This is a genomic window from Sorangium sp. KYC3313, from assembly GCF_052075895.1.
GTDB lineage: Bacteria > Myxococcota_A > Polyangia > Polyangiales > Polyangiaceae > Sorangium > Sorangium cellulosum_B.
In genome coordinates this window covers 7,075,754-7,099,224 of sequence record NZ_CP197255.1, presented here as the reverse complement: position 1 = coordinate 7,099,224, position 23,471 = coordinate 7,075,754, and the positions used below count along the sequence as shown (strand labels likewise).

13 protein-coding genes and 1 tRNA gene are annotated in these 23,471 nt (G+C 71.3%); 9 read left to right on the top strand and 5 right to left on the bottom strand.

Translation table 11 applies throughout. The features are described from left to right. Nucleotides 1-233: 233 nt before the first annotated feature. Nucleotides 234-4,955, bottom strand: coding sequence for an nSTAND1 domain-containing NTPase (locus ACSRUE_RS27500; protein WP_441286184.1), 4,722 nt, complete (start codon nt 4,953-4,955; stop codon nt 234-236). 300 nt (nt 4,956-5,255) lie between these two features. On the opposite strand from ACSRUE_RS27500, the gene ACSRUE_RS27495 reads away from it, so the two are divergent. The 4 genes from ACSRUE_RS27495 to ACSRUE_RS27480 are packed head-to-tail and all read left to right on the top strand — an operon-like array spanning nt 5,256 to nt 12,597. Further along, complete coding sequence (locus tag ACSRUE_RS27495; RefSeq protein WP_441286183.1) at nt 5,256-8,543, top strand: caspase family protein; 3,288 nt, start codon at nt 5,256-5,258, stop codon at nt 8,541-8,543. 9 nt (nt 8,544-8,552) lie between these two features. Beyond that, the gene (locus tag ACSRUE_RS27490) at nt 8,553-9,980 is read left to right on the top strand and encodes a metallophosphoesterase (protein WP_441286182.1); all 1,428 of its coding nucleotides are present in this window, start codon (nt 8,553-8,555) and stop codon (nt 9,978-9,980) included. Nucleotides 9,981-10,007: 27 nt separating this feature from the next. Continuing rightward, nucleotides 10,008-12,167, top strand: a complete 2,160-nt coding sequence (locus tag ACSRUE_RS27485; protein WP_441286181.1) for a caspase family protein — start codon at nt 10,008-10,010, stop codon at nt 12,165-12,167. A 58-nt stretch (nt 12,168-12,225) separates the two neighbouring features. Then, nucleotides 12,226-12,597: a hypothetical protein gene (locus tag ACSRUE_RS27480; RefSeq protein WP_441286180.1), complete on the top strand. Its 372-nt coding sequence runs from the start codon at nt 12,226-12,228 to the stop codon at nt 12,595-12,597. A 230-nt stretch (nt 12,598-12,827) separates the two neighbouring features. Here the strand turns inward: ACSRUE_RS27480 and ACSRUE_RS27475 are convergent, their stop codons facing one another. Both ACSRUE_RS27475 and ACSRUE_RS27470 read right to left on the bottom strand, forming a co-directional pair. Beyond that, nucleotides 12,828-12,953: a hypothetical protein gene (locus ACSRUE_RS27475; RefSeq protein ID WP_441286179.1), complete on the bottom strand. Its 126-nt coding sequence runs from the start codon at nt 12,951-12,953 to the stop codon at nt 12,828-12,830. Further along, a complete protein-coding gene (locus tag ACSRUE_RS27470) occupies nt 12,950-13,378 on the bottom strand; it encodes a cytochrome P450 (RefSeq protein ID WP_441286178.1) in 429 nt (142 codons plus the stop codon). Before ACSRUE_RS27470 ends, ACSRUE_RS27475 begins: the two co-directional genes overlap by 4 nt. A 699-nt stretch (nt 13,379-14,077) precedes the next feature. On the opposite strand from ACSRUE_RS27470, the gene ACSRUE_RS27465 reads away from it, so the two are divergent. Both ACSRUE_RS27465 and ACSRUE_RS27460 read left to right on the top strand, forming a co-directional pair. Next, nucleotides 14,078-14,740: a helix-turn-helix domain-containing protein gene (locus ACSRUE_RS27465; protein WP_441286177.1), complete on the top strand. Its 663-nt coding sequence runs from the start codon at nt 14,078-14,080 to the stop codon at nt 14,738-14,740. Between the two features lie 1,167 nt (nt 14,741-15,907). Then, complete coding sequence (locus ACSRUE_RS27460; RefSeq protein ID WP_441286176.1) at nt 15,908-16,432, top strand: Uma2 family endonuclease; 525 nt, start codon at nt 15,908-15,910, stop codon at nt 16,430-16,432. Between the two features lie 85 nt (nt 16,433-16,517). On the opposite strand, the gene ACSRUE_RS27455 is transcribed toward ACSRUE_RS27460, so the two are convergent. Further along, nucleotides 16,518-16,592 (bottom strand) — tRNA-Glu (locus tag ACSRUE_RS27455). Between the two features lie 719 nt (nt 16,593-17,311). On the opposite strand from ACSRUE_RS27455, the gene ACSRUE_RS27450 reads away from it, so the two are divergent. From ACSRUE_RS27450 to ACSRUE_RS27440, 3 genes are all read left to right on the top strand, one after another. Further along, complete coding sequence (locus ACSRUE_RS27450; protein WP_441286175.1) at nt 17,312-19,210, top strand: TonB-dependent receptor plug domain-containing protein; 1,899 nt, start codon at nt 17,312-17,314, stop codon at nt 19,208-19,210. Next, nucleotides 19,207-20,277 (top strand): HmuY family protein, encoded by a 1,071-nt coding sequence (locus ACSRUE_RS27445; protein ID WP_441286174.1) that lies wholly within the window; start codon nt 19,207-19,209, stop codon nt 20,275-20,277. The genes ACSRUE_RS27450 and ACSRUE_RS27445 overlap by 4 nt, the downstream gene beginning before the upstream one ends. Before the next feature lie 126 nt (nt 20,278-20,403). After that, entirely contained in the window at nt 20,404-22,215 is a 1,812-nt protein-coding gene (locus tag ACSRUE_RS27440; protein WP_441286173.1) for a hypothetical protein, read from the top strand. Between the two features lie 23 nt (nt 22,216-22,238). On the opposite strand, the gene ACSRUE_RS27435 is transcribed toward ACSRUE_RS27440, so the two are convergent. Beyond that, on the bottom strand, nt 22,239-23,063 hold the full coding sequence (locus tag ACSRUE_RS27435) for a CBS domain-containing protein (protein ID WP_441286172.1): 825 nt from the start codon (nt 23,061-23,063) through the stop codon (nt 22,239-22,241). Between the last annotated feature and the right edge of the window lie 408 nt (nt 23,064-23,471).

The following is a 23,471-nucleotide window of genomic DNA, read 5'->3' as shown; positions in this document are numbered from 1 at the left end:
TGGCAGCATTCATTCCTGTCCGTTGGGATGAGAACGCATCGCGGCTCGACGGTCAAGGGCGCCGCACGTCAGCTGGATTGCACGCGATTTCACGACCCCACGGGGGCGTTCTGCGTCGGCGGAGCTCCGTCGGCTTGCCGCCGGTAACGGCTCGCCTTACGGGACCGTGGTCGCGGCAATCCAGCGGAGCCTGCTCGCGCTCGGGATCCCCGCGTGGACGAACGGGTTGGTTCTCAGGGCGCGGGCATCTCTGGATCTCCCGGACGGCTCGCTGGCGTCGTGACAGCCTGGATCCGGCTGCGCGCGACGCGGCGAAGCTCATCGATGCTCACCGCGCCCTCGAGGGGAAAGCGGAGCACGCTGGTTCGCGTCGCCGCCACCACGCTCTTCCCATCTGCGGAGAGGCGCGCATCGAGCACGCTCTCGCTGCTCCCCCACAGCGCCGTCAGCTCCCTGTTGACCTCGGTGTCCCAGACGCGCACCGAGCCGTCGCCGCTCGCGCTGACGAGCAGGTGATCATCGGCCCAGTGGAGCGCATGGACCCTATCGACGTGGCCGAGGAGCGTCGCGACAGGCGCGCCGGTCTCCACGGACCACACGCGGATTTCCCCCAGCTCGTCCCCTGTCGCCACGAGGCCCCCATCGGGGCGGAACGCGACGCTGAAGACCGCCGCCGTGTGACCTCGGAGGACGCGTCCTTGGCGCAACGCGGTCGTCGCCCCGTCGCGGGAGCTCACCCCGTGCAAGAAGACGACCTCCCTGCCGGCCGCCGTGGCCGCGGTGGTGCCATCTGCGCTCCACGCCCCCGCGACCGCTCCTGCGTAGACTGGAGACAGGGAAACACGCCCGAGCACCCCGCCGCGCCTCACGTCCCACACAACGGCCTCTTGCAGCAGCTCCTCTGCGGGGGCCTTCATGACGAGCATGAGAAGCGCAGCGTCCGGTCCCGGGAAGACGCGATGAAAACGAGCACCCCGAGACCAGGGCTCGTCATGCGAGAGACGGAAGAGAGGACTGTTCGGGCGCGCCGCTACGTCCCAGAGCCTCAGCTCCTCGCTGGAGATGGTGACGATGGTGCTCCCATCTGCGCTCATCGCTGCATCGGCGAGAACATCGGGACGGGTGATGGCGAGAGGATGGCCCCGCCGGAGATCGTGAAGCTCCAGCACGTTGTTCACGCTCACGAGCGCCCGGTCCTCACCGAGCGCATAACATCGCTGGAACTCGGCGCGGGGGCCGGGTGTCTCCGGCGTCTGCCTGGTGAGGATCACCTCGGGCGCATCGACATGCCAGAGCCGCGCTTCGCCGTCGGAGCTCGCGGTGAGCACCGTCGCTGCGCGCGGGTGGAACGCGACGCTCCGGACCTCGCCGGCGTGCCCCCGGAGCACGGCCGAGCGCGCGCCCGAGAACACATCCCAGACGGCCGTCGTGCCGTCCGTGCTCCCCGTGGCGGCAAGCCTCTGGTCCTCGCTCCACGCCAGCGCGCTGGGCTTCCCCGTGAGCCCGCGGAGATCCGTGGCGACCCGCCCCACGCTGAAGCTGCTCTGGATGTCGTTCCTCCACAGCCGCGCCCGCTCCGGGTTGATCGTGAGCAGCTTTCCCTCCGTCGAGCCAAACAACGCCGCGGTCACCCACGACTCGTCGGCGAGCCGGACGACGGCGCCTTCCTCCGCGAGGTTCAGCAAGCGCGTCCCCGGCCATGTATTGACCAGGGCCTGCGGCGTCATGTCGGCTTCATCGATGAAGAGGGCGGGCATTCCGGCCTCTACGCTGACGCGGGTGAGCATGCCCGGACCGCCGTAGAATGGCTCTATCTTCCAGGTGGAAACGCTCACGTGGGAGCAACCGGATTGCTCGTTCACCTCGTCCTTCAGGTCCACGGGCTTCCATCGTATGGGCAGGCTCCTGGCCTTGCACTCCGGGTGCTCCGGCGGGGCGGTGAGCGCCTGCTCTGCTGTCGGGGGATCGAGCGAAGCAGCGACGAGGTCCGGCTGCGCAACCACGAGCCACCCGCCGTTGCGGCTCACGCCCGCGAGCTGCCCTCGCACGGCCACGATCGGCGCCCAGGCGCCGTCGCGCCGCTCGAGCACGCGCGTGACGGCGCCGTCTCCGCTGCCTTCCACCGCCACGAGGCGCAGCTCGCCCCCTGGTCCACGGTGGATCTGGACCGCCGGCGCCCGGTCGCCGAGGCGAGTCGCGGTCGTGACGTCCCGGAGCTCAGCCTCTCCCGTGTCACGCCGGAGGAGCAGCAGACTCTCTCGGTCGCTCGAGAGCAGCGCCTGCTCGACCGTGCCGCGCTTCTCCACGGTGAAGCGCTGGATGCGCTCGTACGTGGATGAATCCCACAGGCTGACCGCGTCCTCTCCGATCGTGAGGATACGTTCCCCATCCGGGCTGAACGTCGCGGCGAAGAGCGGCCCGTCGGCAGGATCGAGCACGGCGCGGAGCCGGCTGCCCATCACGGCGCGCCGGAGCGCGTACACGCTGTCCTTCGTCACCGCGACGCGTGTCGCCTCCATCGCCATCTCGACGCTCTCGACGGGCGCAATGTCGAGCAGGCCGAGGGCCTCGGACGCGAGCCTTCCGGAGTGCGCCAGGCGCCGCTCGTCCCAGAGCGAGGCCCCGAGGCCGAGGCCCGCCACGGCGAACAGCGCTACACCGGCATAGGAGAGCCTTTGCCGGAGGACGCTCGCGTCCAGAAACGCCGCTTCCGTCCGGCTGAGCCGCCCGGGCTCGGACTTCCGCATGCGGCGCGCGGGCCCGAGGCGGGCGTCCAACACCCACAAGTTCCGGCCCGTGCTCTCCCACCGCAGCGCGGCCTCGGTGAGCTCCCGGTGCAGGCGCAGCGCTTCATTCTCCTCCTTGTCGCCTCTCCACGCGGCGAGCGTCGGCCACCCTGTGACCAGCTCCTCGTGGGCCAGCTCGATGTAAGGCCCGAGCAGGGGCGCGCTGCCCGCGATGACGAGCTTGTCTCTCTCGAGCAGGACGCGGAGCGCCGCGACGGATCGAGCCTCGCCCGGGAGCTCGGACTCGAGCTCTCGGAGCGGGACCTTCCTGCGCAGCCATTCGCCGTCGGGCTCGACCATCCGGAGCATCAGCCACTTCATCGTGCGCCGCTCGGCGTCACCTCCCAGGCTCGTGTAGACGGCCTCGGCGCGGCAGCTCAGCACCCGGGCGACGCCCGTGTAGGCCGTCTCGAGGAGGGCTCGCTCCTTGTCGGGATCCGCGAGGTGCTCGTCGAGGCACTTCAGGTAGAGCTCGCTCAGCATGGAGGACAGCAGCGGCAGCGCGCCGGGCCTGTCCCATACGTCACGAATCAATCGTTCGACGAACTGAGAGGGATTGAAGAAGAGGGCGCACCTGGCAGCTGGTCTTTCGATGGCGGCGGTCAGCTCTCCGTGTGTCATCGGCGAAACCACGAAGCGCGCCGCCTGCCAGACCTCGGACGGGATCTCCTCCCATCCCGTGGCGTCCGCCCCAACCCGCGGCACGAGGATGGGCTCGAAGTCCGCGCGGAGCGTCGCCACCACGCGCAGCGCGCCCGCGTGAGCCACCATGGCCTCGCGGAGGAGCTGCAGGAACGCCCGGCGGACCTCGCGGTCCGTCACCTTGGTTTCGAGATCGTCGAGCGGGTCGATCACCAGCAGCACGCCCCTCACGGGCTGCGCCTCCAGGATGCCGCTCACCAGCTCGGCGAGGGCCGAGGAGCGCGCCAGATCCGCGGCGCTCACCCTTTCTCCGTGGGCGCCCCGCAGGGCCGCCGACAGCGCCGCAGCCAGGCTCTCCAGGGGAGCGGTGCCCGGTCGGAAGGGGGGCACGAGGACCCACGCGCTCCCCTCGGCGCGCTCCAGCGCCGGTGGCAGCCCGGCCCGCACCAGGCTGCTCTTGCCATTGCCTCCGGGCCCGACGACCAGCGTGAGCGGCGCGCTCTCGACCCTCAGGATGAGCTCCGCGACGGCCCGCTCCCGCCCGAAGAAGAGCGCTGCGTCCTCCTTCGTGTGCTCGAAGGGCCTGAGATCCCTGTACGGGTTCGTCGACCGGTCGAGCCTGGGATCGTCCGCCGGCTTCAGATCCTTTTCCGGGCGCAGAAGGAAGACGTTCTCGCCCCGGTCGTGCAGCGGACCAGGCCACAGTCCGGGCGTCTGCTTGAACCCGTGCGCGAGGGTTCCGAGCTCGACGGCATCGCGCAGGTACACATAGAGCTCGGTGGCGGTGATCACGCCGTCCCCGCCGCCCCTCTCGTCTCCTGAGCGGTCCGCGCCGCCGGCGAGGCCCCGCAGCAGCGCGCTCGCGAACGGCGAGTGCTCGCCCCCCTCGTCGCGACGACCGATGGCGTGTCCCCCGAGGCTGTCGAGCGCCTCCTGGTTGTGCGCAGTCGAGCAGAGGATCTGCCAGGCGCGACTCTCGACGAACCTGCGGAGCTGGCTCCTGTAAAGCACGGAGACCGAGGACACATCGCGCGTGCTCGCCCAGCGGAACGCGCCGGCGAAGCAGCAATCGAGGATGATCAGCACATGCCGGGCCCGGATCAGGCAGTTCCCTTTCCCGGCGATCGCCTTCTCGAGCGTCTCCATTTTGAGCAGCGTGCCGTCGTCGTCGCGGCGCGCGCCGTAGGGCGCCAGATAGCCGCGACGCCCGTCCTTCTGGTTGAGCGCCACGCCATGACCGGCGAAGTAGAGGAGAAAGCGGGCGGGCTCTCCGAGCTCCCTGCGAGCCCGCAGGACCGCGCGGAGGATGCCCTTCTTCGTCGCCTCGTCCTCGAGGAGCAGGCGGACCTCGTAGCCGTGATCCGCCTCGAGCGCCTCCGCGACGGCCTCGGCGTCCCGCACGGCGGTCTCGAGATCGGTCAGCCTGTGAGCCGCCGGCACGCCGGGCGCGGCAGAATAACTCTTGATGCCGATAACGACGGCGATGCTCTGATTGAACGCCGCGGGCTCCCGAGGATGTTTGCTCACGGCGAGCAGCCCGATTCGTGCCTTCCGGGAGGCTGCCAGCTGGCGCGGAGATGGAGGACCATGCTTGTTGTTGGCGGCATGCTTGGGTGCTCGTTCACGCCAGCGTGACGTGCGTGCAGGGAGCGGCCCAGTATATCAGGACGCCTGCGCGCGGGCGCGCGAGCCGCGCCGGCGGCCGGGTGGACGCACCTCGGAGCAGCGCGTTCCGCGGGCGCTATGCGCTGCCGGCGAGCGGCGTATACTGCGCGCGGTGCAGCGGCGGCCCATCGGCGCGGCGGGGGCAATCAAGAGGAGGGCGTGATGGCGGCGAAGGCGGGCGAGGGAGAGTACCGGTGCTACACGTTCCAGCCAGGCGGCGATGACGGGCCGCTCCTCCCGAATCAGCACTATCTCAGCGTGGACGCGGTCGCGTGGTTCTTGAACCGCGAAGATGGTTGGTTCTCCAAGTGGACCGCCTCCGGCACCCTCGAGATCTCCCTCGTCGGAGGCCTGGAGCGCTATCAGGCCGCGCTCGGCGCGTTCGAGCTGCACGGCAGCGCGAGGACGGCGCCCGTGTTCGACCGCCCCGTGCTGCCCGATCGCAACTACCGCGGCGGCCCGATCTCCCTGTGCGTCTCGCTGTTCGCGCTCCGCCGCGACACCGCCCTCGCGGGCCTGCTCAAGAGCGCCTCGTCGGCCAGCCTCGGGATCGTGGCCGGCATGGTGGAGACCGCGAGCCTGGCCGGACCGCATCTCGTGCTCGGCGCGGCGGCGGCCTCGCTCATCGGCGGGGTGTCCGAGCTCCTCACGACGTCGCCTGGCGGGACCGAACACCTGCTCGGCCAGGGCGGCCTCGAGGTGGCGCTCGCTCCCGAGCAGGTGCGCGGCCCGCTGACGTACGTCCTGTTCCATCGAGGGACCCGGCTCGACCCCGGGCGGCTCGCGGTCGGCACCTCCGCCGCGCTCACCTACCCCTTGCACGACGGGCAGGAGCTCGCCGACGGCGCCTGGGTCCTCCTCCGCCTCCGCAGGAGCGCGAGCTACTCGGGCGTGCGCGGTTGGTTCGACAAGGAGCGGGCGCTGCGGGCCGCCGTGCAGAACCTCGTCGACGACGTGAGGGCGGGCGCGATCGACGCCGCCGAGGCCCTCCCCCGCCTGCGGCCAGGCGCCGGCGGCTCGGAGACGCTCTTCGACGAGCTCCGCGCGCTGCGGCAGATCATCCAGCTCGACGGCGCGATCCACGAGGCCGAGGCGCGGCTCAGGGTCGCCGGGATGGTCAAGGCGTTCGCCGACGCGCGCGCGGCCATCGAGAGGACCGCCTTTCCTGTGCGCTCGGCGTTCGAATCGCGCGAGGCCAACGCGAGATTCCTGGAAGCCCCGGCGCAGGAGCGCGGGGCAGTGACCGATTTTTCCTCGCTAGCTCACGAATCGTTGGAGTCGATAAGGTCACGATCGGCCCTCGCCGGGCCCGGCAGCGCCGCGGCTCCGGAGCCCACGGCGAACGCCGATCTCCTGCGCGAGCAGGAGTCGGTCGCCGAGGCGCGCCGGGCTGCGCGGCCCGTCGAGGACAAGGTCGGGCGCATCCACGCGTTGCTCATCGGGATCGACGCTTACCCCGGCCCCAACCCGGCGCCGCTCCTCGGCTGCGTCAACGACATCGACGACATCGAGCGCGTGCTGGTGGATCGGCTCGGCGTGGCTCGCAGCGACATCCGTCGCCTCGCCTCGCCTCGCGAAGGCGCAGCGGGCGGCGCGAGCGTCGCGGCGCTCCCCGCGACCCACCACAACATCGTCGCCGCGCTGCGCGCGCTCGGCGGCGACGCCGTGGGTCCGGACGACAGGGTCTTCATTCACTACTCCGGGCACGGCACCAGCATCGAGGCGACCGGCGCGCGCGGCGTCGCCCTGCGGGAGGCCCTCGTGCCCGTCGACGCTCGCCTCGACGAGCAGGGGACGCCGCGCAACCTCCTGTTCGACGTGCAGCTCAACGAGCTGCTCCGGAAGATCGCCGAGCGCACCCGGCGGGTGACGGTCATCCTCGACTGCTGCCACTCCACCGGAGCGACGCGCGACGGCTTCTCCCGCGGAAGCGACCGGGATCAGGCGCGCTCGATGCGCGTCGCAGGCCGGTTCCCGGCGGCGGCGCTCGGCCTGCCCGCGGAGCTGCCCGCCGGGCACGCGCGCGGCGGCAGCGTCGTCCACGGCCTCGCCGCCTCCGTGGAGAGCTGCGCGGCCGTCGCGGCCTGCCTCGCCGACGAATCGGCGTTGGAGGGCGCGCACTCCGACGGGCGCAGGGGCGGATACTTCACGCGCGCGCTCGTCGCCCAGCTCGCCGCGATCCCCGACGCCGAGCTGCCGGAGCTGCGCTGGGGCCGCATCTGGCGGCAGCTCGAGGCCAACGTGGAGAGCAAGCGGCGCCAGCACCCGCGCCTGCTCGGCAGCTTCGCGCGGAAGGTGTTCGGCGGGCCGCCCGAGGACGGCGATCCCGGCTTCGGCGTCCGCCTCGACGGCGCTGTCTATCACCTCTCCGCCGGCGAGCTCGCGGGCGTGACGGAGGGCGCCCTCGTGGCGGTTTACGGCAGCCAGCCCGCTTTGCTCCCGCTCGAGGCCGGCTCGAAAGAGGAGCTGGCGGTGCGGCAAGGAACGCTGAAAGTGACGCGCGCGAGGCGCTCGTCTGCAGAGGCCATGGCGACGGAAGGCCGCTCGCCGTTCGCGCTCCCTCCGGGCGCGCGCGCGCGGGTGATAGATCCCGGCCGTGGCGCCGCGCTCATCGTGGCCGTCGAGCCGGCGGTTCCGGATCTCCTTAAGGCCATCTCCGCCTCACCGTCCCTGCGCCTCGCCGAAGGCGAAGAGGCGCCGGCGGTCATCCTGAAGCGGTGCTCGAGCGGCGCGTGGGCCGTCATCGATGACCAGCACGGCGACGGCGAGACCCCGGACGAGCCCGTCCTGATCAGGATCCCAGACGACAAGGCCCTGACCCTCGCGCCGAAGATCCTCGAGCACTACCGCCGATACATCGCGCCCGTCGAGATGGCGAGGCGCTGCACGGATCTGCCTGCGGGCACGCTGACGCTGGGGCTGCTCGACTGCAGCGACAAGGAGCTCGACGAGCACGGCATCCTCATCGATCCCGAGATCGATCCGCACAACCTGGACCTCGACCCGCTCTTGCCCGACGCGCGCGGCGTCTACGACCTGCGCGACCGCAGGAGCGCGTTCTGCATCGAGGTGCGGAGCAGCCACGCGAGGCCGCTCTACGTCACCCTGCTCGAGTCGGGGGCCAGCGGCCGGGTGAGCCTCCTCGCGGCGCACGTCACGGTGCCGCCGCAGGGGCGCCACGTGTTCTGGCTGGAGAGCACGCCGAAGAGGGTGGCGAGCGTAGAGGTCCCGCCGGACAGGTCGGTGATCATCGATCGCATCGTGGCGATCGGCACGACCGAACGCGGCAAGGACCTGCGCTTCCTGGCATGGGACACCGCCTTCGCAGACGTGATGGAGCCCGCGACGCTCCGCGACGTGGCCAGCCTCGCGAGGGCGAACAGGTATCCTCCGCTCGAGAGGTGGACCGCGGACCAGATCATCCTCCGGACGAGCCGGGGCCAAGGATAGGAGCCTCTCATGACACAGCAGGTCTTCGTGATCTCCGATCTTCACCTCGGCGGCGAGCCAGGCTTCGAGATGTGCAGCCCCCGGGGGCAGGGCCTGCTCGCGGCGTTCATCCGCGCCGTGACGAGCAGCCATCAGGCGGGGCGCGACGCTCACCTCGTGCTCGCTGGCGACGTTGTCGACTTCCTCGCCGAGAAGCCGAGCGCCCCCTTCACGGTGGACGAGGCCGCGGCGGCTGCGAAGCTCTCCCGGATCTTCGAGCGCACGCGGCCGGTCTGGGACGCGCTGCGGGCGCACACGGCGGCCGGCGCGCCGCTCACGGTGCTCCTCGGCAACCACGACGTGGAGCTCACGCTGCCCCGGCCCCGCCGAGCGCTGCTGGAGGTGCTCGGGCCAGGGCGCGTCGAGCTCCTCTACGACGGCGAGGCGTTGCGCCTTGGGGAGCTGCTCGTCGAGCACGGCAACCGCTACGACGACTGGAACTGGGTCGACCACGACGAGCTGCTCCACGTCCGCCGCGAGCTGTCGCGCGGCGCCCGGCCTGACGAGCTCTCGCTCCGACCGGTGCCCGGCAGCCGGTTCGTCGTCGAGGTGATGAACCCCCTCAAGCAGCAGTTCTCCTTCGTCGATCTGCTCAAGCCGGAAGACGCCACGGTGGCCCCCTTCATCGCGCTGCTCCGGCCAGACCTCTGGGACAACATCCGCACCATGGCGGGCACCCTGGGGCAATATTTCGCGATGAAGCGGCGCGCGGAGGCGATGAGCCTCTCGGGCTCACGGGGCCCAGCGGAGGACGGAGGGGAGCTGCCCGCCGATACCTTGGAGATGCTGGCGCTCGCGGCGGAGATGGCCGCCGGCCCGGACGAGTGGTTGGCCGCGCGCAGCGCCGAGGGGGCGAGAGGCGGCGTCGGCGACGCGCTCTCGCTGCTCCTGTCGTCCCGAGACAAGGATCGCCGCGCCTACCTGACGAAGCTGCTCACGGTGCTGCGAGCGAGGCACGGCGACGACGCGCAGGCCTTCAATCTGCAGAGCGAGCTGCCGGCGTACACCGATGCGGCGCGCGCCGCGGGCGAGCGGGGCTTCAAGGTGGTCGTGTACGGGCACACCCACCTGGTGAAGCACGTGACCGAGGGCCTCGCCGGCGCCACCTACCTCAACTCGGGCACGTGGGCGGATCTGATGCGCATCCCGACCTCGATCCTGCGGGAGGCGACCCCGAAGGAGGATGCCCTTCGCGAGCTGGAGGCGTTCGCCGACGATATCAAGAACAACCAGCAAGCCGAGCGCTGGCGGCGGCAGGTCCCCACCTTCGCGCGTGTCGAGCTCGCCGATGACCAATCCGTGCGCGACGCCGGGGTCTACCTCTTTCGGGAGGGCGCCTCGCTCGACCAGATGCGCATCCCGCCGACGACGGCGGATATCTTCACGCTCACGGGTTGATAGCGTTTCATGAGGGAGGAGCATGCCATGGGTGATCCCACGTTCCACGCCTTGTTGATCGGCGCCGATCATTACTTCGAAAACACCCTCTCGAACGGCGCGTCGTACCGCTCGCTCGGCGGCTGCGTCAATGACGCGCTCCGGGTGGAAGCCACGCTCCGCGAGCGGATCAAGTCGGCGAAGCTCGCGATAACGAAGCTCGTCGCCCCGAACCAGGGGGAGAGCCGACCGGCCGGCGACGAAAAGCTCTGGCCCACCGCGGCGAACATCCGGAAGGCGCTCGCGGAGCTCGCGGAGCGCGCCCAGCCGGGGGATCAGGTGTACATCCACTACTCCGGGCATGGCGGCCGGGTGAGCACGGCATGGAAGGACATGAAAGGCGCCGACGGGATCGACGAGGCGCTCGTGCCTATCGACATCGGCGTGCCCGACGCCCCCTGGAACCCGCCCTTCACGAGGCCCGAGCGATATATCCGGGACGTGGAGCTGGCCCTCTACCTCGACCGCCTCGCCAACAAAGTCGATGAGGCGACGAAGCAGCGGATCGTCGTCACGCTGGTCTTCGATTCCTGCCACTCCGGCGGCGTGACGCGGGGCACCGAGATCGCCGCGCGTTGCGCCTCGGGGGGAGCGGCCACGGCGGGGGATGCGAGGGGAACGCTGGATCGCCGGGAGCTCCGGCCGGAGGGCGCGCCGGCGGACGGAGATCACCGGCGAATGGCGGAGGCCTTCGCGCGGCTGCGATCGGAGGCGCCGCGCGCCGCGGCCGTTGGGGTGAGCTGGCTCCCGCCCGCCAGAGGCTATGTGCTGCTCGCCGCCTGTCGCGACGTCGAGTCGGCGCTCGAGGCGTCGCTCGAAGGCAGGCCGAGGGGGGGTATCCTCACGGACGCGCTCCTCGAGGCGCTGAGCGCGATCGGCGGCGATCAGACGTGGAAGACGATCCACGATCGCATCCTGGCCCGCATTCATGGCCGGTTTCCCTCACAGACGCCGCAGCTGCTCGGCGAGCTCGATCGGCATGTCTTCGGGGTCGAGCTCTCGCCGATCGAGCTCACCCTCTCGGTGACGGAGGTCGATCTCGGCGATCGCACCGTGAAGCTCAACGCCGGGCTGGCGTCGACGATCACCCGGGGGACGGAGGTCGGCATCTACCGGCCGGGAGACACGGATTTCTCGCTCGCCGATCGCCGCGTCGCCGTCGCGAGGGTCGTCCAGGCGAACGACCTCGACTCGCTCGCGAGGCTCGACGATGCCGCGGCTCCCGAGGACATCCAGGTCGGAGCGCCCGTGGTCATCCAGGGGCTGCCGCTCCGGCGCCGGGTGGCGCTGCTCCCCCGGACCGACCTGCCGCCCGAGCTCGCGGCCCGGCAGGACGCGGCGCTGTCGGCCGTCATCAAGGCCATTTCAACCGGAGGCAAGGGCTTCCTGGACGTGTGCCCCGAGGGCGAGACGCCGCACTATCAAGTCGTCGTGTCCCCGACCGGCAAGTACGAGATCTGCGATCCGCAGGGCGTCCCCTATCGGTACCTCGAGCCGGCGACCTCGATCGATGCGGTCGATGGGGCGCGCGCCATGATCGCGAAGCTTCGGAGGCTCGGCCGTTACCAGACCGTGCTGGAGATGACCGAGCCCTCCTCGAAGCTCCAGGACCAGATCGCCGTCCAGCTCCTCGAGGCCCCTCCGGGGTGGGACGGAAACTCCGGGGCGCCGACCTCGTCGATCGGAGGCAAGCCGCTCGAGAGCACGGGGGGCTGCTACTCGGTCAAGTCCGACACCTGGATCTGGCTGCGGCTCACGAACACGCAGCCCGACCGGCCGGTGAACGTTGCGGTAGTGGGCCTCGACCGCAAGTGGCACATCTCGATTCTCGTCCCCCACCCGTCCGACCTCATCGGGAAGAAGTACGAGACCCTGTCGGATCAGCCGGGCACGTTCGCCTTTCAGATGACCGCGCCGATCCCGGAGACGCTCGACGTGTTCAAGATCTTCATGACGGTGGGCGACGTCGACTTCCGGTTGCTCGCGACGACGGCAGCCACCACGCGATCAGCGCACGGCGTGAACGCGCTCGGACGGCTGATCGACGCCATCGATGCGGACGAGCACCGGACGCGGGACACGGCCCCGGCCCGCTCCGCGTCGGCGCCGTGGAGCGTCCGCGAGCTCCGAGTTCGAACGTTCCAGTGAGATCGCCCTCCGGAGTCCCGACCCCTTGATCGGTGCACCCCTCTCTTCACGGCGCGTCGTGGCCGGGGCCGGCGCCGTCCGTGCATCGATCGAGAAGACCTCGCTGGCGCCCAGCGCCGACGGAGGCGCGGACGTCGACGGAGGCGCGGACGTCGACGGAGGCGCGATCGCCGAGGTGGCAGAGAGCTTCGACGCCTCGGCGGCGATCGTCATCGGTGTTGATCGGTACGACCTCGCCGCGTCCGAAGAGCACCCAGGGTTCCCGGCGCGGGTGCAGCTGGTACCCAGGAATCTCCTTAACGCCGTCAAGGACGCCAGCGCGCGTCTGCCATACGCTGCTGGAGCAGCACCGGTATCCGAGCCCGACGCCGCTCATGAATCACGCGGCGACGAAGGACGCGATCGCCCGACACGCTCGCCGCGTGGCTGAACCGCACGGTCTCGCCGGACGGCCGGAGCCTGATCGCCACCTCGATGGATGGCGATCGGAAGCAGGTCCGCCACCCACTCGAGATCGCCGCTTCCGGCGACGAGCTGCTGGCGCTCGCCCGAGCCCATGCCGAGGCTCACGACAACGGCGCCTTCCCCGGGTGCGCGGGTCGGGCGCGCTGATCCGCTCGACTCGCGCCGGTCCTCGACGCGACCTTTGTCGCCGGCTCGTCACCCGCCGCGGCGCCGAGCTGCCTCCGGCGGCCGAACGGCGGCGGCGCGCAGGGCGTCGCTCGAGGCGTCCACGGCGAGCTGCATGAAGCCAGCGTCCAGGGGGTCGTCTGCTTGATGGATCATGGTAAACCGACCTCGCCGTTCACCGAGTTCGCGCGCGAGATCACGCCTGCGGGCGCGCGGCGCGCAGGCGTCACACGGAGACGGAGCTGACCGACCGGGCGCGCCATGCCGCCCATCATGAGGTCGAGCCATGCGCGCGGCCGGCGAACCACCTCGATCCGGAAGTCGCGCAGGAGCACGGTGAGCGCAATTCCCAACATCGTGTAGGCGAGCGTCCGGCCAGGGCAGAGGTGATGGCCGAGCCCGAACGCGCCAAACCGCCGCTCCTTGACTGCGGGGCTCTGGAAGGCGTCCGTCGTCATGTCGCAATACCGATCGGGGTCGTAACGAGACGGATCGTGGTAGAACGACGAATCGCCGTTGACGAGCCCCATCGACATCCCGATGAGGCTGCCGGCCGGGATCAGGTGGCCGCCCAGCTCCACCGGCCTCCGCGAGACCCGCGCAAGCCATGTGCAGCACGAGATCGTTGGCGAGCGCGAGCGCGTCGATCTCGCCGCCGGCGAGCCGCGCGCGCAGGAATCGCGCCGTGAAATCCGCGAGGGGCCGCTCTGGCGACGCACGGACGCGCCGGAGAGCGCGCGGAGCACGTGGGGCTGGACCTCGACGAAGAGGTCTTCGCCGAGGATCCTGCCGGCGAGCCGCCGGTGCCGGCGAGCCGCCGGTACGCGTCCACGAGGTTCAGCTCTTCACCCGCGTCGATGAAGCGCTGTGTGGCGTCCTTGAAGCCGACGAACGTGAGCGGCAGCCCGAACAGCGATAGGGTAAATACATCACCAAGCGCCTCGTGGCCTGCGCGCTGGAGCTCGGTCGGGTCGGCCAGCAGCGCGATCGCCGTGCCGATGCCCGGCACGATCGCCCCCAGCCGCGGCGGCCCCGCCCCCTTGGATCGGGTCTCGGCACGGACGAGCGCCCGCACGATCTTCCGCCGCGTGCGCCCGGTGAGCGGCTGGGGAGCAGAGCGCGCTCGACGTTGCCGAAGACATGCCGGCGCGGCGTGCGCGGATGGTCTTCGGGATCCGGCTCCTCGCGCACGTAGTCGACACTACCCGGTCGCCCAGACCGGCCCAGCTTGCTTGCAAGCTCTCGACTGTCGGAGCGTTCGTGCTACTACGGCGCTCCCCATGAACGCCTCGGACGCGATCAAGGAGCGGGTGGACCGCTTTGTAAAGGACATCCTGAGCCTCGTCGAACGAGCTCAGGACGAGCACCGCGCCGCAGCGCACCGGACTGTGACGACGATGCTGGCCGATCTGGGACGGCCAGCGGCGAACGCCTCCTCGGAGCGCCGTCCGAAGCCCCGGAAGCGGCCCGCGCACGCCCAAAGGAGCGTGGCGAAGCCCACGAGGAGCGTGGCAAAGCCTACGAGGAGCGGGAAGCAGGGCGCGCTTTCGGGAGCGTCAAGCTCCTCGACGACGGCACCGTCCACGAGGAAGACCTCGGCACCGCCGGCATCCGGCGCGGACCGAACCACGGCTGGCACGATGACCGCGACGGGGGCCTCGACGAGCGATCGGGAGGCTGTGGTGCTCGAAACCGTTCGATCCCTCGTGCGAGGGACGGCGACGGAGATCGCCACGCGCAGCGGGCTACCGAACGGGAGCGTGTACGTCGCGCTTCGCGCGCTCGTCGCTCGCGGCCGCGTGGCGAGAGCCGGGACAGCGAGGGGCGCCGAGTACAGCCTCGTCTCGTCCGGCGGGATCCGACCCTTCAAGCGCGTGAAAGCTGCGAGGCCCACCAGCCCTGCGGAGATGGAACGGACCGCCGACGCCACGCTCGCGGAGTAGAAGATTCCACTCACGCACGAGATCGTCGCGGCGCGTTGAATCGAGCCCAGAACCTCCTCCTGTCGAGGAAGAGGGGGCCATGCTCACCTGCATCGACGGGGTGAGGGCGAAAGTTCCGTGGGTGCTGTCGCTCCTTCGGCAGTCCTGACGGAATGCCGTTTCGCCGCGCCCCGCATCACCGAGCCTGTCCCGCTCTTCCATCGCCAGATCGAGCGCCGCCCGGCCGCTACCTCCTCCTCGCGAAGCAGCTCGCCGCCGGCCTGAGCCTGCGAGCGGTGGCCAACGCGATCGGCATCGATGCCGTGGTCATCGGCGAGGGGAGCATGACGCCCGCGTGGGCTTCCGCCGACCGGAGCGGCTCGGCCAGCTCGAGGCTGCCATGAGCCACCAAGTCACGCCTGAGCGTCGCCGTCTGGCTAGCCCGGCGAGTTTCATGGCACGGTACCGCTGACACTCGGAGTCGGCTCGGGCGGCCTCCGCTCGCAGCATCGCGTCGGTCTCCGCCTTGATCTCCGCGTGAATTCGCGCCTTGCGCTCCGCCTCGCTCGCCTTGGGTCTACCGCACGTTCCGCATCGCTCAAGCGAGCGGGCAAACGAGCGGCATCAGCGGGGTAATGTTAGGTGTTCAAGACCTCGACGGAATCAGGTATCGCGCGATGCCTGACAACGAGACGACCGTCTCGCTGTCAAAAGCACAGACGCCACGTTTCGACCGTGGCCGAGCCTGGGTATCGATTGCCGTTCTCGTGCTGGCCTCGTAAACCCGCCGGACAAGCAATGTGTCGCCCGCGGTTGCTGGTAGTATCCCGTGCGCCGTGGACGAACCCAGCCGCAACAAGGTCCTACATGTCCGTTGTCTACTTGAGCCCTTTGACGGGCCAAGGAACCGCTGGGCCCAGGACAAGCCCTCGCCCATCCGCTTCCCTTCAGCAGACAGGCCCGAGGGGTGCCAGCGCTGGGGACTGGGGCGCCGAGCTCCCCCGAAAGCTTGACGTCGGGGCGCCATGCTCCGACGCCGACACGACGGCACGCGGAACGCAGTGCTACCGTGACGAGGTGATCAGCCAGGGCGCACTCACCGGGATCGCGATCGAGCGGAGGGTCACGTTCGCCGAGTGAACCAGCCTGCCTGAAGATGAACCGGGCGAGCTCGGCGACGGGCGGCTCGTGGAGGAAGAGGAGCCGGACGCCGTTCACGAAGTGCTCGTGGCCCGGGTGCTCAGGGTGCTCGGGGGCTGGCTCATCCCGCAGGGCGGGCTCGTGCTGGGCTCCGAAGCGAAGTACGCGGTGAGCGCTGTCTCTGGCCAGAAGCCCGACGCCTCTGCGTACATGCCTCGGAGCCGCAAGCCACCTCGGCGCGGAACGCTCCACGCTCCGCCAGACATCATGGTCGAGGTGGTCTCTCCTACCCCGCGGGACGCGCGACGCGACCGTGTCGAGAAGCTCCACGAGTACGCGTCTTTCGGGGTGCGCTGGTATTGGATCATCGACCCGCAGGAAAGGACGCTCGAGCTCCTCGAGCTGGGAACCGACCGCCGCTACGTGCACGCGCGCTCGGCGGCCGACGGGATCGTCGGCAGTATTCCCGGCCTGGAGGGACTCTCGCTCGAGCTCGACGCGCTCTGGAGCGAGGTAGAGCTGCTCGGTCCTGAATCCGGAGAAGGAGCGCTCGGAGACCCAGAAGCCCAGTAGCGTTGCCGCACTTCGTGCGGCACCTACATGAACCTCGAGCCGACGCTCAGCGCGTCGCCAAGCTCTTGAAATTATTAATGAATTGCGTCCCCAGCGGGATTCGAACCCGCGTAGCAGCCTTGAAAGGGCTGAGTCCTGGGCCGGGCTAGACGATGGGGACCGGCGATTCGGCGCGGGACCCTACCGTCCGTCGTCGAGCAATGCAAGCCCAACTCGCGTCGCCCGTTGGGGTTTCCTCCGTCGGGCCCGCTCCCGCCCCGCGACTCCCCGCAGCCGCGGCGCGCGCCGACCGCGCGGCCTCTCTTGGCGCACCGCAGGTCACCCGCCGAGGCGTCGGTCGCTCGGCATCGCCGCTCGCCGCTCGCCCGCCACGAGCCTCCGTCCCGACGCGAGCTCCTTCGCTGCTCCAGCTGCACGCCATCTACCCCGCCCACGGCGCCCGCCGCCCCGCGAACCGCTGGACGACCGCCCTGAATCGGGCGACCATCCCCCACCCCACCTCACCCGATCCACCGAACGCCGCACAGGCCGAGCTCTCCCCATGCTGCCGTCCCCGCGCCTCGAGCCTGCCGTTCCGATGTCCCAGGGAGGACCGTGCCCCGGCGTCGGCGCCTGACGCGCGCCGCGCTGCTCGCCTTCTGCCCGCTCCCGGCGCTCGTCCCAGCCGCGTTCTCGTGCCCTGCGCTCGCGCAGCTCCCTTCCGCGCAGCCGCCAGCCGCGCCCCCTCCCGCTTCCCCTTCTCCTCTTCCCGCTTCTTCGCCTTCCTCTGCCGCGTCGCCTCGTCCCTCTCCATCGCCTCCCCCCTCGCCCGCCGCGCCGCCTCCCCTCGAGGTCGTCGTCACCGGCACCCGCACCCCCGAGAGCAGCCAGCGCGCCACGGTGCGCACGCGCGTCGTCACCCGCGACGAGGCCGAGCGCCGCGGCGCCATCAACGTCGGTGAGGCGCTCGACGGCGAGCTCGGCGTCCAGGTCAACCCGAGCGCCTACGGCGCGCTCGGCAACCCGAGCGCCATCCAGATCCAGGGCTTCGACCTCGACCGCGTCCTCGTCCTCGAGGACGGTGAGCGCGTCATCGGCGACGCCGGCGGCGCCATCGACCTCTCGTCCCTCCCGCTCGGCGACGTCTCCCGCATCGAGCTCGTCACCGGGCCGACCAGCTCGCTCTACGGCACCAGCGCCATCGGCGGCGTCGTCAATGTGCTCTCCGCGCCCCCCGAGCACCCGGGCTTCAGCGGCCGCGCCCGCCTCGAAGGCCGGAGCCGCGCCGGGCTCCTCTTCCATGGCTCGGGCGCCTACCGGAGCGCGCGCGCCTGGGTGAGCGCCGACGCCTCGTTCCAGCGGGAGGACAGCCTCTCCCTCGTCGAGCCGGCCGAGAACCTCGCCCACCCCGAGGCCGGCGCCGACGCCCCCACCACCCTGCCCGAGCGCTCCCAGACCCTCCTCGGCCTGCGCGCCGGCGCCGCGCTCGGCAGGGGCATCGACCTGCGGCTCCGCGCGCGCTGGATCCACGACGAGCAGGACGGGATCGAGCAGAAGGAGCGGCCCGTCCTCGGGGTCTACCTCTACGACCTCCCCGAGGTGACCGACCGCGTCACCCTGCACCTGGCCGAGACGCTCGACCTCGGCGGCGGCTCCAGCCTGCGCCTCGCCGCAGGCCAGCAGTGGGCCTTCCGGTCGAGCGGCCGCGACCAGCGCGGCTCGCCCTACGAGGAGCTGCGCGAGCGCTCGGGCACCCTCCAGAGCTACGAGGCGATCGCCACCGTCGCCGACGGGCAGCGCACCTGGGTCGCCGGGGCGCGCGCCGAGGTGGAGACGCTCGACCAGGTGCTCGAGATCACCGACGTGACCACCTCCGGCACCGAGGAGATCCCACCGAACGACGAGGTGCCCAGCACCCGGCTCGGCAGCGCCGCGCTCTACGGCCAGCTCGGGTGGAAGCTCACCGACGAGCTCACCCTCATGCCCGGCATTCGCGGCGAGCTCCGCGTCCGCTACGGCGGCGTCGTCGCTCCACGCCTCGCCCTCGCGTACCGGCCCTCGCCATCGCTCACGGTGCGCGTCTCCGGCGGGCGGGGATTCCGCGCCCCCAGCGCGAAGGAGCTCGGCTTCTCGTTCGACCACTCGAGCCTCGGCTACATCCTCGAGGGCAACCCGGAGCTCGCCCCCGAGACGTCCTGGGGCGTGAACGGCGATGTCACATGGATCCCCCGAGAGGGGATCACGGCGCGGGCCGGCGCCTTCTCGAACTGGGTCGACAACCTGATCGACGTCGACCCGAAGCCCGTCGGCTCCTCCGACGGCGTCGATACGTACACCTACACGAACATCGCCGAGGCGCGCACCGCTGGCCTCGATCTCTCGGCCACGCTCCAGGCCACACCGTGGCTCCGCGTCGAGGCCGGCTACGCCTACCTCTGGACACGCGACGACACGGCCGATCCCGGACAGCCGCTCTCCGGCAAACCGCCGCACACGGCGCAGGCGTCGCTCCGCGCCGATCTGCCGCTCCGGATCGAGCTCGTCACCCGTCTCCGGACCATCAGCAGCGCCTTCGTCGAGAGAGACCCGCGCGCCGAGGGAGACCTGTACGCCCCCGGGTTCACGACGCTCGACGCGCGGCTCGCGCGGCCGCTCTGGCCTTCGTCGCAGGCGTACCTCGGCGTCAGGAACCTGCTCGGCGCGCAGAAGGACCCTGATCGCCGCGGCGATCACCGGCCCCTCGAGGGGCGCACGTTTTACGTCGGCGTCCGCGCCGATCTACCGTGGGAGGACTCATGACAAGAGGATCGGTCGCGGCGGCGCTTCTCCTGCTCACCCCGGCGTGCGGCGACGGCGGAGACCCCGGAACCACGGGCGACGGCGCGCTCCTCGAGGTCGACGTGCCGGCCACCGGCCGCGTCTTCCTCCGCCTCGCCACGCCGGAGATCGCGCTGCCGGAAGGCGACGGCGCGGCGTCCACCGACTGGGATCTCGCGCTCTCGGGCTACGACGTCTTCACCAACAGCGGCCTCAGCGGCCCCGGCGAAGGCGGGGCGCTGCCGCTCGGCCTCGAGGACTACAGAGCGGGTGAGCTGCCGAGCACCCCCTTCCTGCTCACGGACGACTCCGGCGGCGCCTTCTCGCGCTGGTACGCCTACGACGGCGAGGAGCACGTCGCCTTCAGCCGCTACCACGTCCACGCGATCGAGCACGAGGGCAGGTACTGGAAGCTCCAGATCGTCTCCTTTTACGGGGAGGTGGACGGGGCGCCGGTCACCGCGCTCTACCAGCTCCGCTACGCCGAGGTGCTCCCCGACGGCTCCGGCCCGACCGTCGACGTCCAGGATCTCGACGCGACCGCGGGCGGCATCGACGCGGTCGAGACCGAGCCGAGCGCTTGCCTCGACCTCGCGGGCGACCGGCAGCTGATGCTCACGCTGGAAGAGGCGCGCACGTCGACGGATTGGAACGTCTGCTTCCGAAGGTCGCTCGTCAGCGTCAACGGCGAGCTCGGCGGCCCCGGGGCCACGCGCGCCGTCGACCTCCAGGCAGATGCGTCGGCCTCCGAGGAGCTCGCCGAGGTCAAGGCGCGCACCGCCGCGTCGGAGCAGGCGCGGTTCGACGCGGCCGACCACGCGGCCCTCTCCGATCCCGCCCTCCCGTACCGCGGCGACCACATCGCGACCGCCTTCACGGGGCGGTGGCTCGAGCCCGGCGCGACGCCGCCCGCGCCGGCCAAGGACGCCGCGTGGCTCGTCCAGGGCGCGGACGGCGTATCGCGCTTCGTGATCGTCATCGAGCGCTTCGAGGGCGCGACGGAAGCATCTCCAGGTCGGGTGAGAATGCGCGTCAAGCAAGTGGAATGAGCGCCGCTCACGCCATCGCACACCCCGTCGAGGTCACGAGCGTGCGCAGCGCGTGACACCGCGCGAGGGCCCGCGCATACTGCGCGCGCGGTGAGGGAGGGCCCTTGCCAACGCAGGAGCATGCTTATGTCAACGTCGCTTGCACCGGCATCGAGCGCCATCGATCCGTCTCGCGTGGACGGGAAGCCGGGCGGCGAGCGCCGGGCAACGCAGGTGCGCGGAGGCGCGCTCCTCGCCGCGGGCGCGCTCGCGGCCCTCGTCGCGGGCGCCTGCGGCGGCAGGGTGGTGGTCGACGGGTTCGAGCCGCCGCCCGACGGCACAGGCGGCTCCGGCGGCTCCTGGAGCTCGGGAGACACCGCGAGCTCTGCGCCGCAAGGCGCCTCCGGTGCCGGTCAAGGCGGCAGCACCGGCGAGGGGGGGGCCCCACCGATTCCGCCCCTCGTCAAGGAAGAGCACATCAACGTCGAGGTCGGCGGCACCGTCTCGGTGATCATCCAGCCGGGCACCCTGGGCTTCACGGCCGTCGCCGAGATCATGGCGTCATCGCCGAGCTTCGAGCCGATCGGGATCGAGAGCATCCGCGGCCCCGACGGCAGGCTGCTGGCGGCCGACTACACCATCCGAGGCACGATGGCCGCCTTCTTCAACCAGGGCATCGGCGCGGCGGCCGTCCCCCAGACTGGCGCGGACGCATCCGCGCCGCTCGCGCCGGGCGTCTACTGGATCAAGCTCGGCAACGGCGGAGTCGGCCCCCTGGCGGAGCCGGTGCGCCTCTCGGTGTGGCACCGCCAGACGCTCGACGGGCGCTTTCACGGCGGGAAGATCGACATCAACGCCTTCATCGCCGGCGACGCGGTCTCCGAGCAGTACATGCGGCGCGCGCTGCTCTCTGCGTACGAGGGGTACGCGGGCCTCGGCGTGGGCAGCATCAACGTCCACCACATCGGCTCGGAGTGGGAGTTCGTCGATGAAGCGGTCCTCCCCGGCGTGCTCGAGCAGACGGCCGGCGCCCCCGGCCGTCCGGCCCTCAACGTGATCGCGGTGACGGCGTTCGGGGGGAGCATTGCGCAGGCGTCCGGCGTGACGCCCGCCGTGCCCTCGGTCGCGGTCGAGCACGGCACCCACCTGAGCGGCATCGTGGTCACGCTCTACGAGGAGCCCTCGGTCGACACCATCATCCTGCGCCATGAGCTCGGCCACCTCGCCGGGCTGTTCCACACGACCGAGTTCGACGCTGACTTCGGCGACCCGCTGGACGACACCTCGCAGTGCGGCGACGTGGGGTCGCTGATGGAGCGTTGCCCGGATTTCGGGAATCTCATGTTCCCGACGGGGGGCGACTTCTCGGGCACGATGACGCCGCAACAGACGGCGATCGTGCGGGCGAGCGCGCTCTACCGCGGGATCGTCGAGCAGGGCGGCGGGGCGGCCGTCCCGCTCCCGGCCGACGCGGACACGCCGGCGAGCGGAGCGCCCATCGCGCCGCCTGCTCCGGGCGAGGGGGCTCGCTCGTTCGCGCCGGACCGCCTCGCCTCCACCGCCGCGCTCCCGCCGCACGCAGCGGCGCTGCTCGCGGGGCACTTCTGCGGCCAGAGCGCGGCCCGGGGCGCGGATTTCGACGAGCTGCTCCGCGCGGCCGGCGCCGACGCCGATCGGCTGCTCGCGGTCGGCCGCGATCCCGGCGCGCCGGCGTACGTGAGGGCGCGCGCCCTCACCGCGGCGGGCCGCGCCGCCACGCGTTCCTCCGCCTCGGCGCGCGTGATCACGGAGCTCCAGGCCCTCGCCGCGGACCCGGGCCTCCCGCGCCGCGCGCGGCTCGGCGCCGTCGAGGGGGTCGCGTCGGCCTCGCCCGCCGCCGCCCGCGCGCTCGCCGCGCGCCTGACCGCCGACGCCGACGGGGTCGTCGAGCGGATGGCGACCCGCGCCGCCGCGCGGTGAGGCCGCGTTCGCCGCGGCCGGCGTTATCCCGCCCTGGATCTCGCGGCCATGGTGATCACGCCCGTCCCTGCGACGGCGCGCGCGAAGTCCAGCCCCGTCAGCACGCCGCGGAGCCGCCGCCCCTGCACCACGAGCACGCGCCGCGCCTGCGCCGCGTGCGCGGCGGCCGCGGCGCGGTGGAGCGGCGTCCGGACGTCGAGGCAGACCATGGCCGGGCTCATCACGTCCTCGACCGGTGAATCGGACAGCACGCCGTGCGCGAGCAGCGCCTCGGTCTGGGTGAACATCCCCACCGGCCACCCGCCGGGATCCACCACCACGAGCCCGCTCACCTGCGCCGTCGTCAGCCGGTCGGCGGCGAGCGCGAGCGGCGCGTCGAGCGGGATCGTGTACGCGGGCGCCGACATGAGCCCGCCGATCGGCGTCGGGTCCCGCGCCTCGACCAGGGAGAGCAGGAGATCCTTGGTGCTGAACACGCCGGTCAAGGCCTCGTCCTCGCGGACGAACACGCGATGGATACGGTGCTTCAGCAGCACGCTCGCCGCCTGCGCGACCAGCGTCGCGCGCCCGACGGTGATGATGCCCGGGCGCAGCACGGCCCGCGCCGGGACATCGGGCAACGTGAGCAGCATTCCTCGGCTGTTCGTCTTCGTCTCGAACCTGCCGAGCCGGAGCAGGTCGGTGCGCGACAGCACGCCGATCGCGCGCGACGCCGCGTCCAGGATCGGAACGCAGGAAATCGCGCGCTCGCCCAGCGTGCGGTGCACCTCTGGCAGCGGCGTCATGTCGGACGCCGCGATGACTTCACAGGTCATGTAACGCGAGACGGGGGTCGCAAAAGACATCATGGCGAGCGTTCCTCGAGGACGCCGGCGCTCCGGCGCGCTCCGGAGGGAGCAAGAAGCGATCCGCCATGCGACGAGGGCTGTCGGGCCTGGCGCGAGCGCAGGCACCGCGCCTCGGCGCGCGATCTGCGCCGAGGTGTGCAACGGGCTGGGCAGCGGCTGGGCCGCCGGACCCAGGACACCGATCACGTCGATCGAGCGAGAAATGAGCCGCCAAGGCGCCAAGGACGCCAAGTACAAACCACGATCTTGGCGTCCTTGGCGCGCTTGGCGGTTCAAATTCCTGTTCTTTTCCGGGGTTTCAACCCGTTTGCCGCGCCACGTGCGCCTGCCAGGCGGTGATGTCCTAAAATGCGACAGGTGGGGGGCCCTGGAACGTGGCCGTCAGCTGCACGGCCGTCGCCGAGCCGG

Coding starts and splice junctions, on each gene's coding strand:
- ACSRUE_RS27495 (WP_441286183.1), top strand. CDS start 5,256: ATGGCGGCGAAGGCGGGCGAGGGAGAGTACCGGTGCTACACGTTCCAG.
- ACSRUE_RS27490 (WP_441286182.1), top strand. CDS start 8,553: ATGACACAGCAGGTCTTCGTGATCTCCGATCTTCACCTCGGCGGCGAG.
- ACSRUE_RS27485 (WP_441286181.1), top strand. CDS start 10,008: ATGGGTGATCCCACGTTCCACGCCTTGTTGATCGGCGCCGATCATTAC.
- ACSRUE_RS27475 (WP_441286179.1), bottom strand. CDS start 12,953: ATGATCCATCAAGCAGACGACCCCCTGGACGCTGGCTTCATGCAGCTC.
- ACSRUE_RS27465 (WP_441286177.1), top strand. CDS start 14,078: ATGAACGCCTCGGACGCGATCAAGGAGCGGGTGGACCGCTTTGTAAAG.
- ACSRUE_RS27445 (WP_441286174.1), top strand. CDS start 19,207: ATGACAAGAGGATCGGTCGCGGCGGCGCTTCTCCTGCTCACCCCGGCG.
- ACSRUE_RS27440 (WP_441286173.1), top strand. CDS start 20,404: ATGTCAACGTCGCTTGCACCGGCATCGAGCGCCATCGATCCGTCTCGC.
- ACSRUE_RS27435 (WP_441286172.1), bottom strand. CDS start 23,063: ATGATGTCTTTTGCGACCCCCGTCTCGCGTTACATGACCTGTGAAGTC.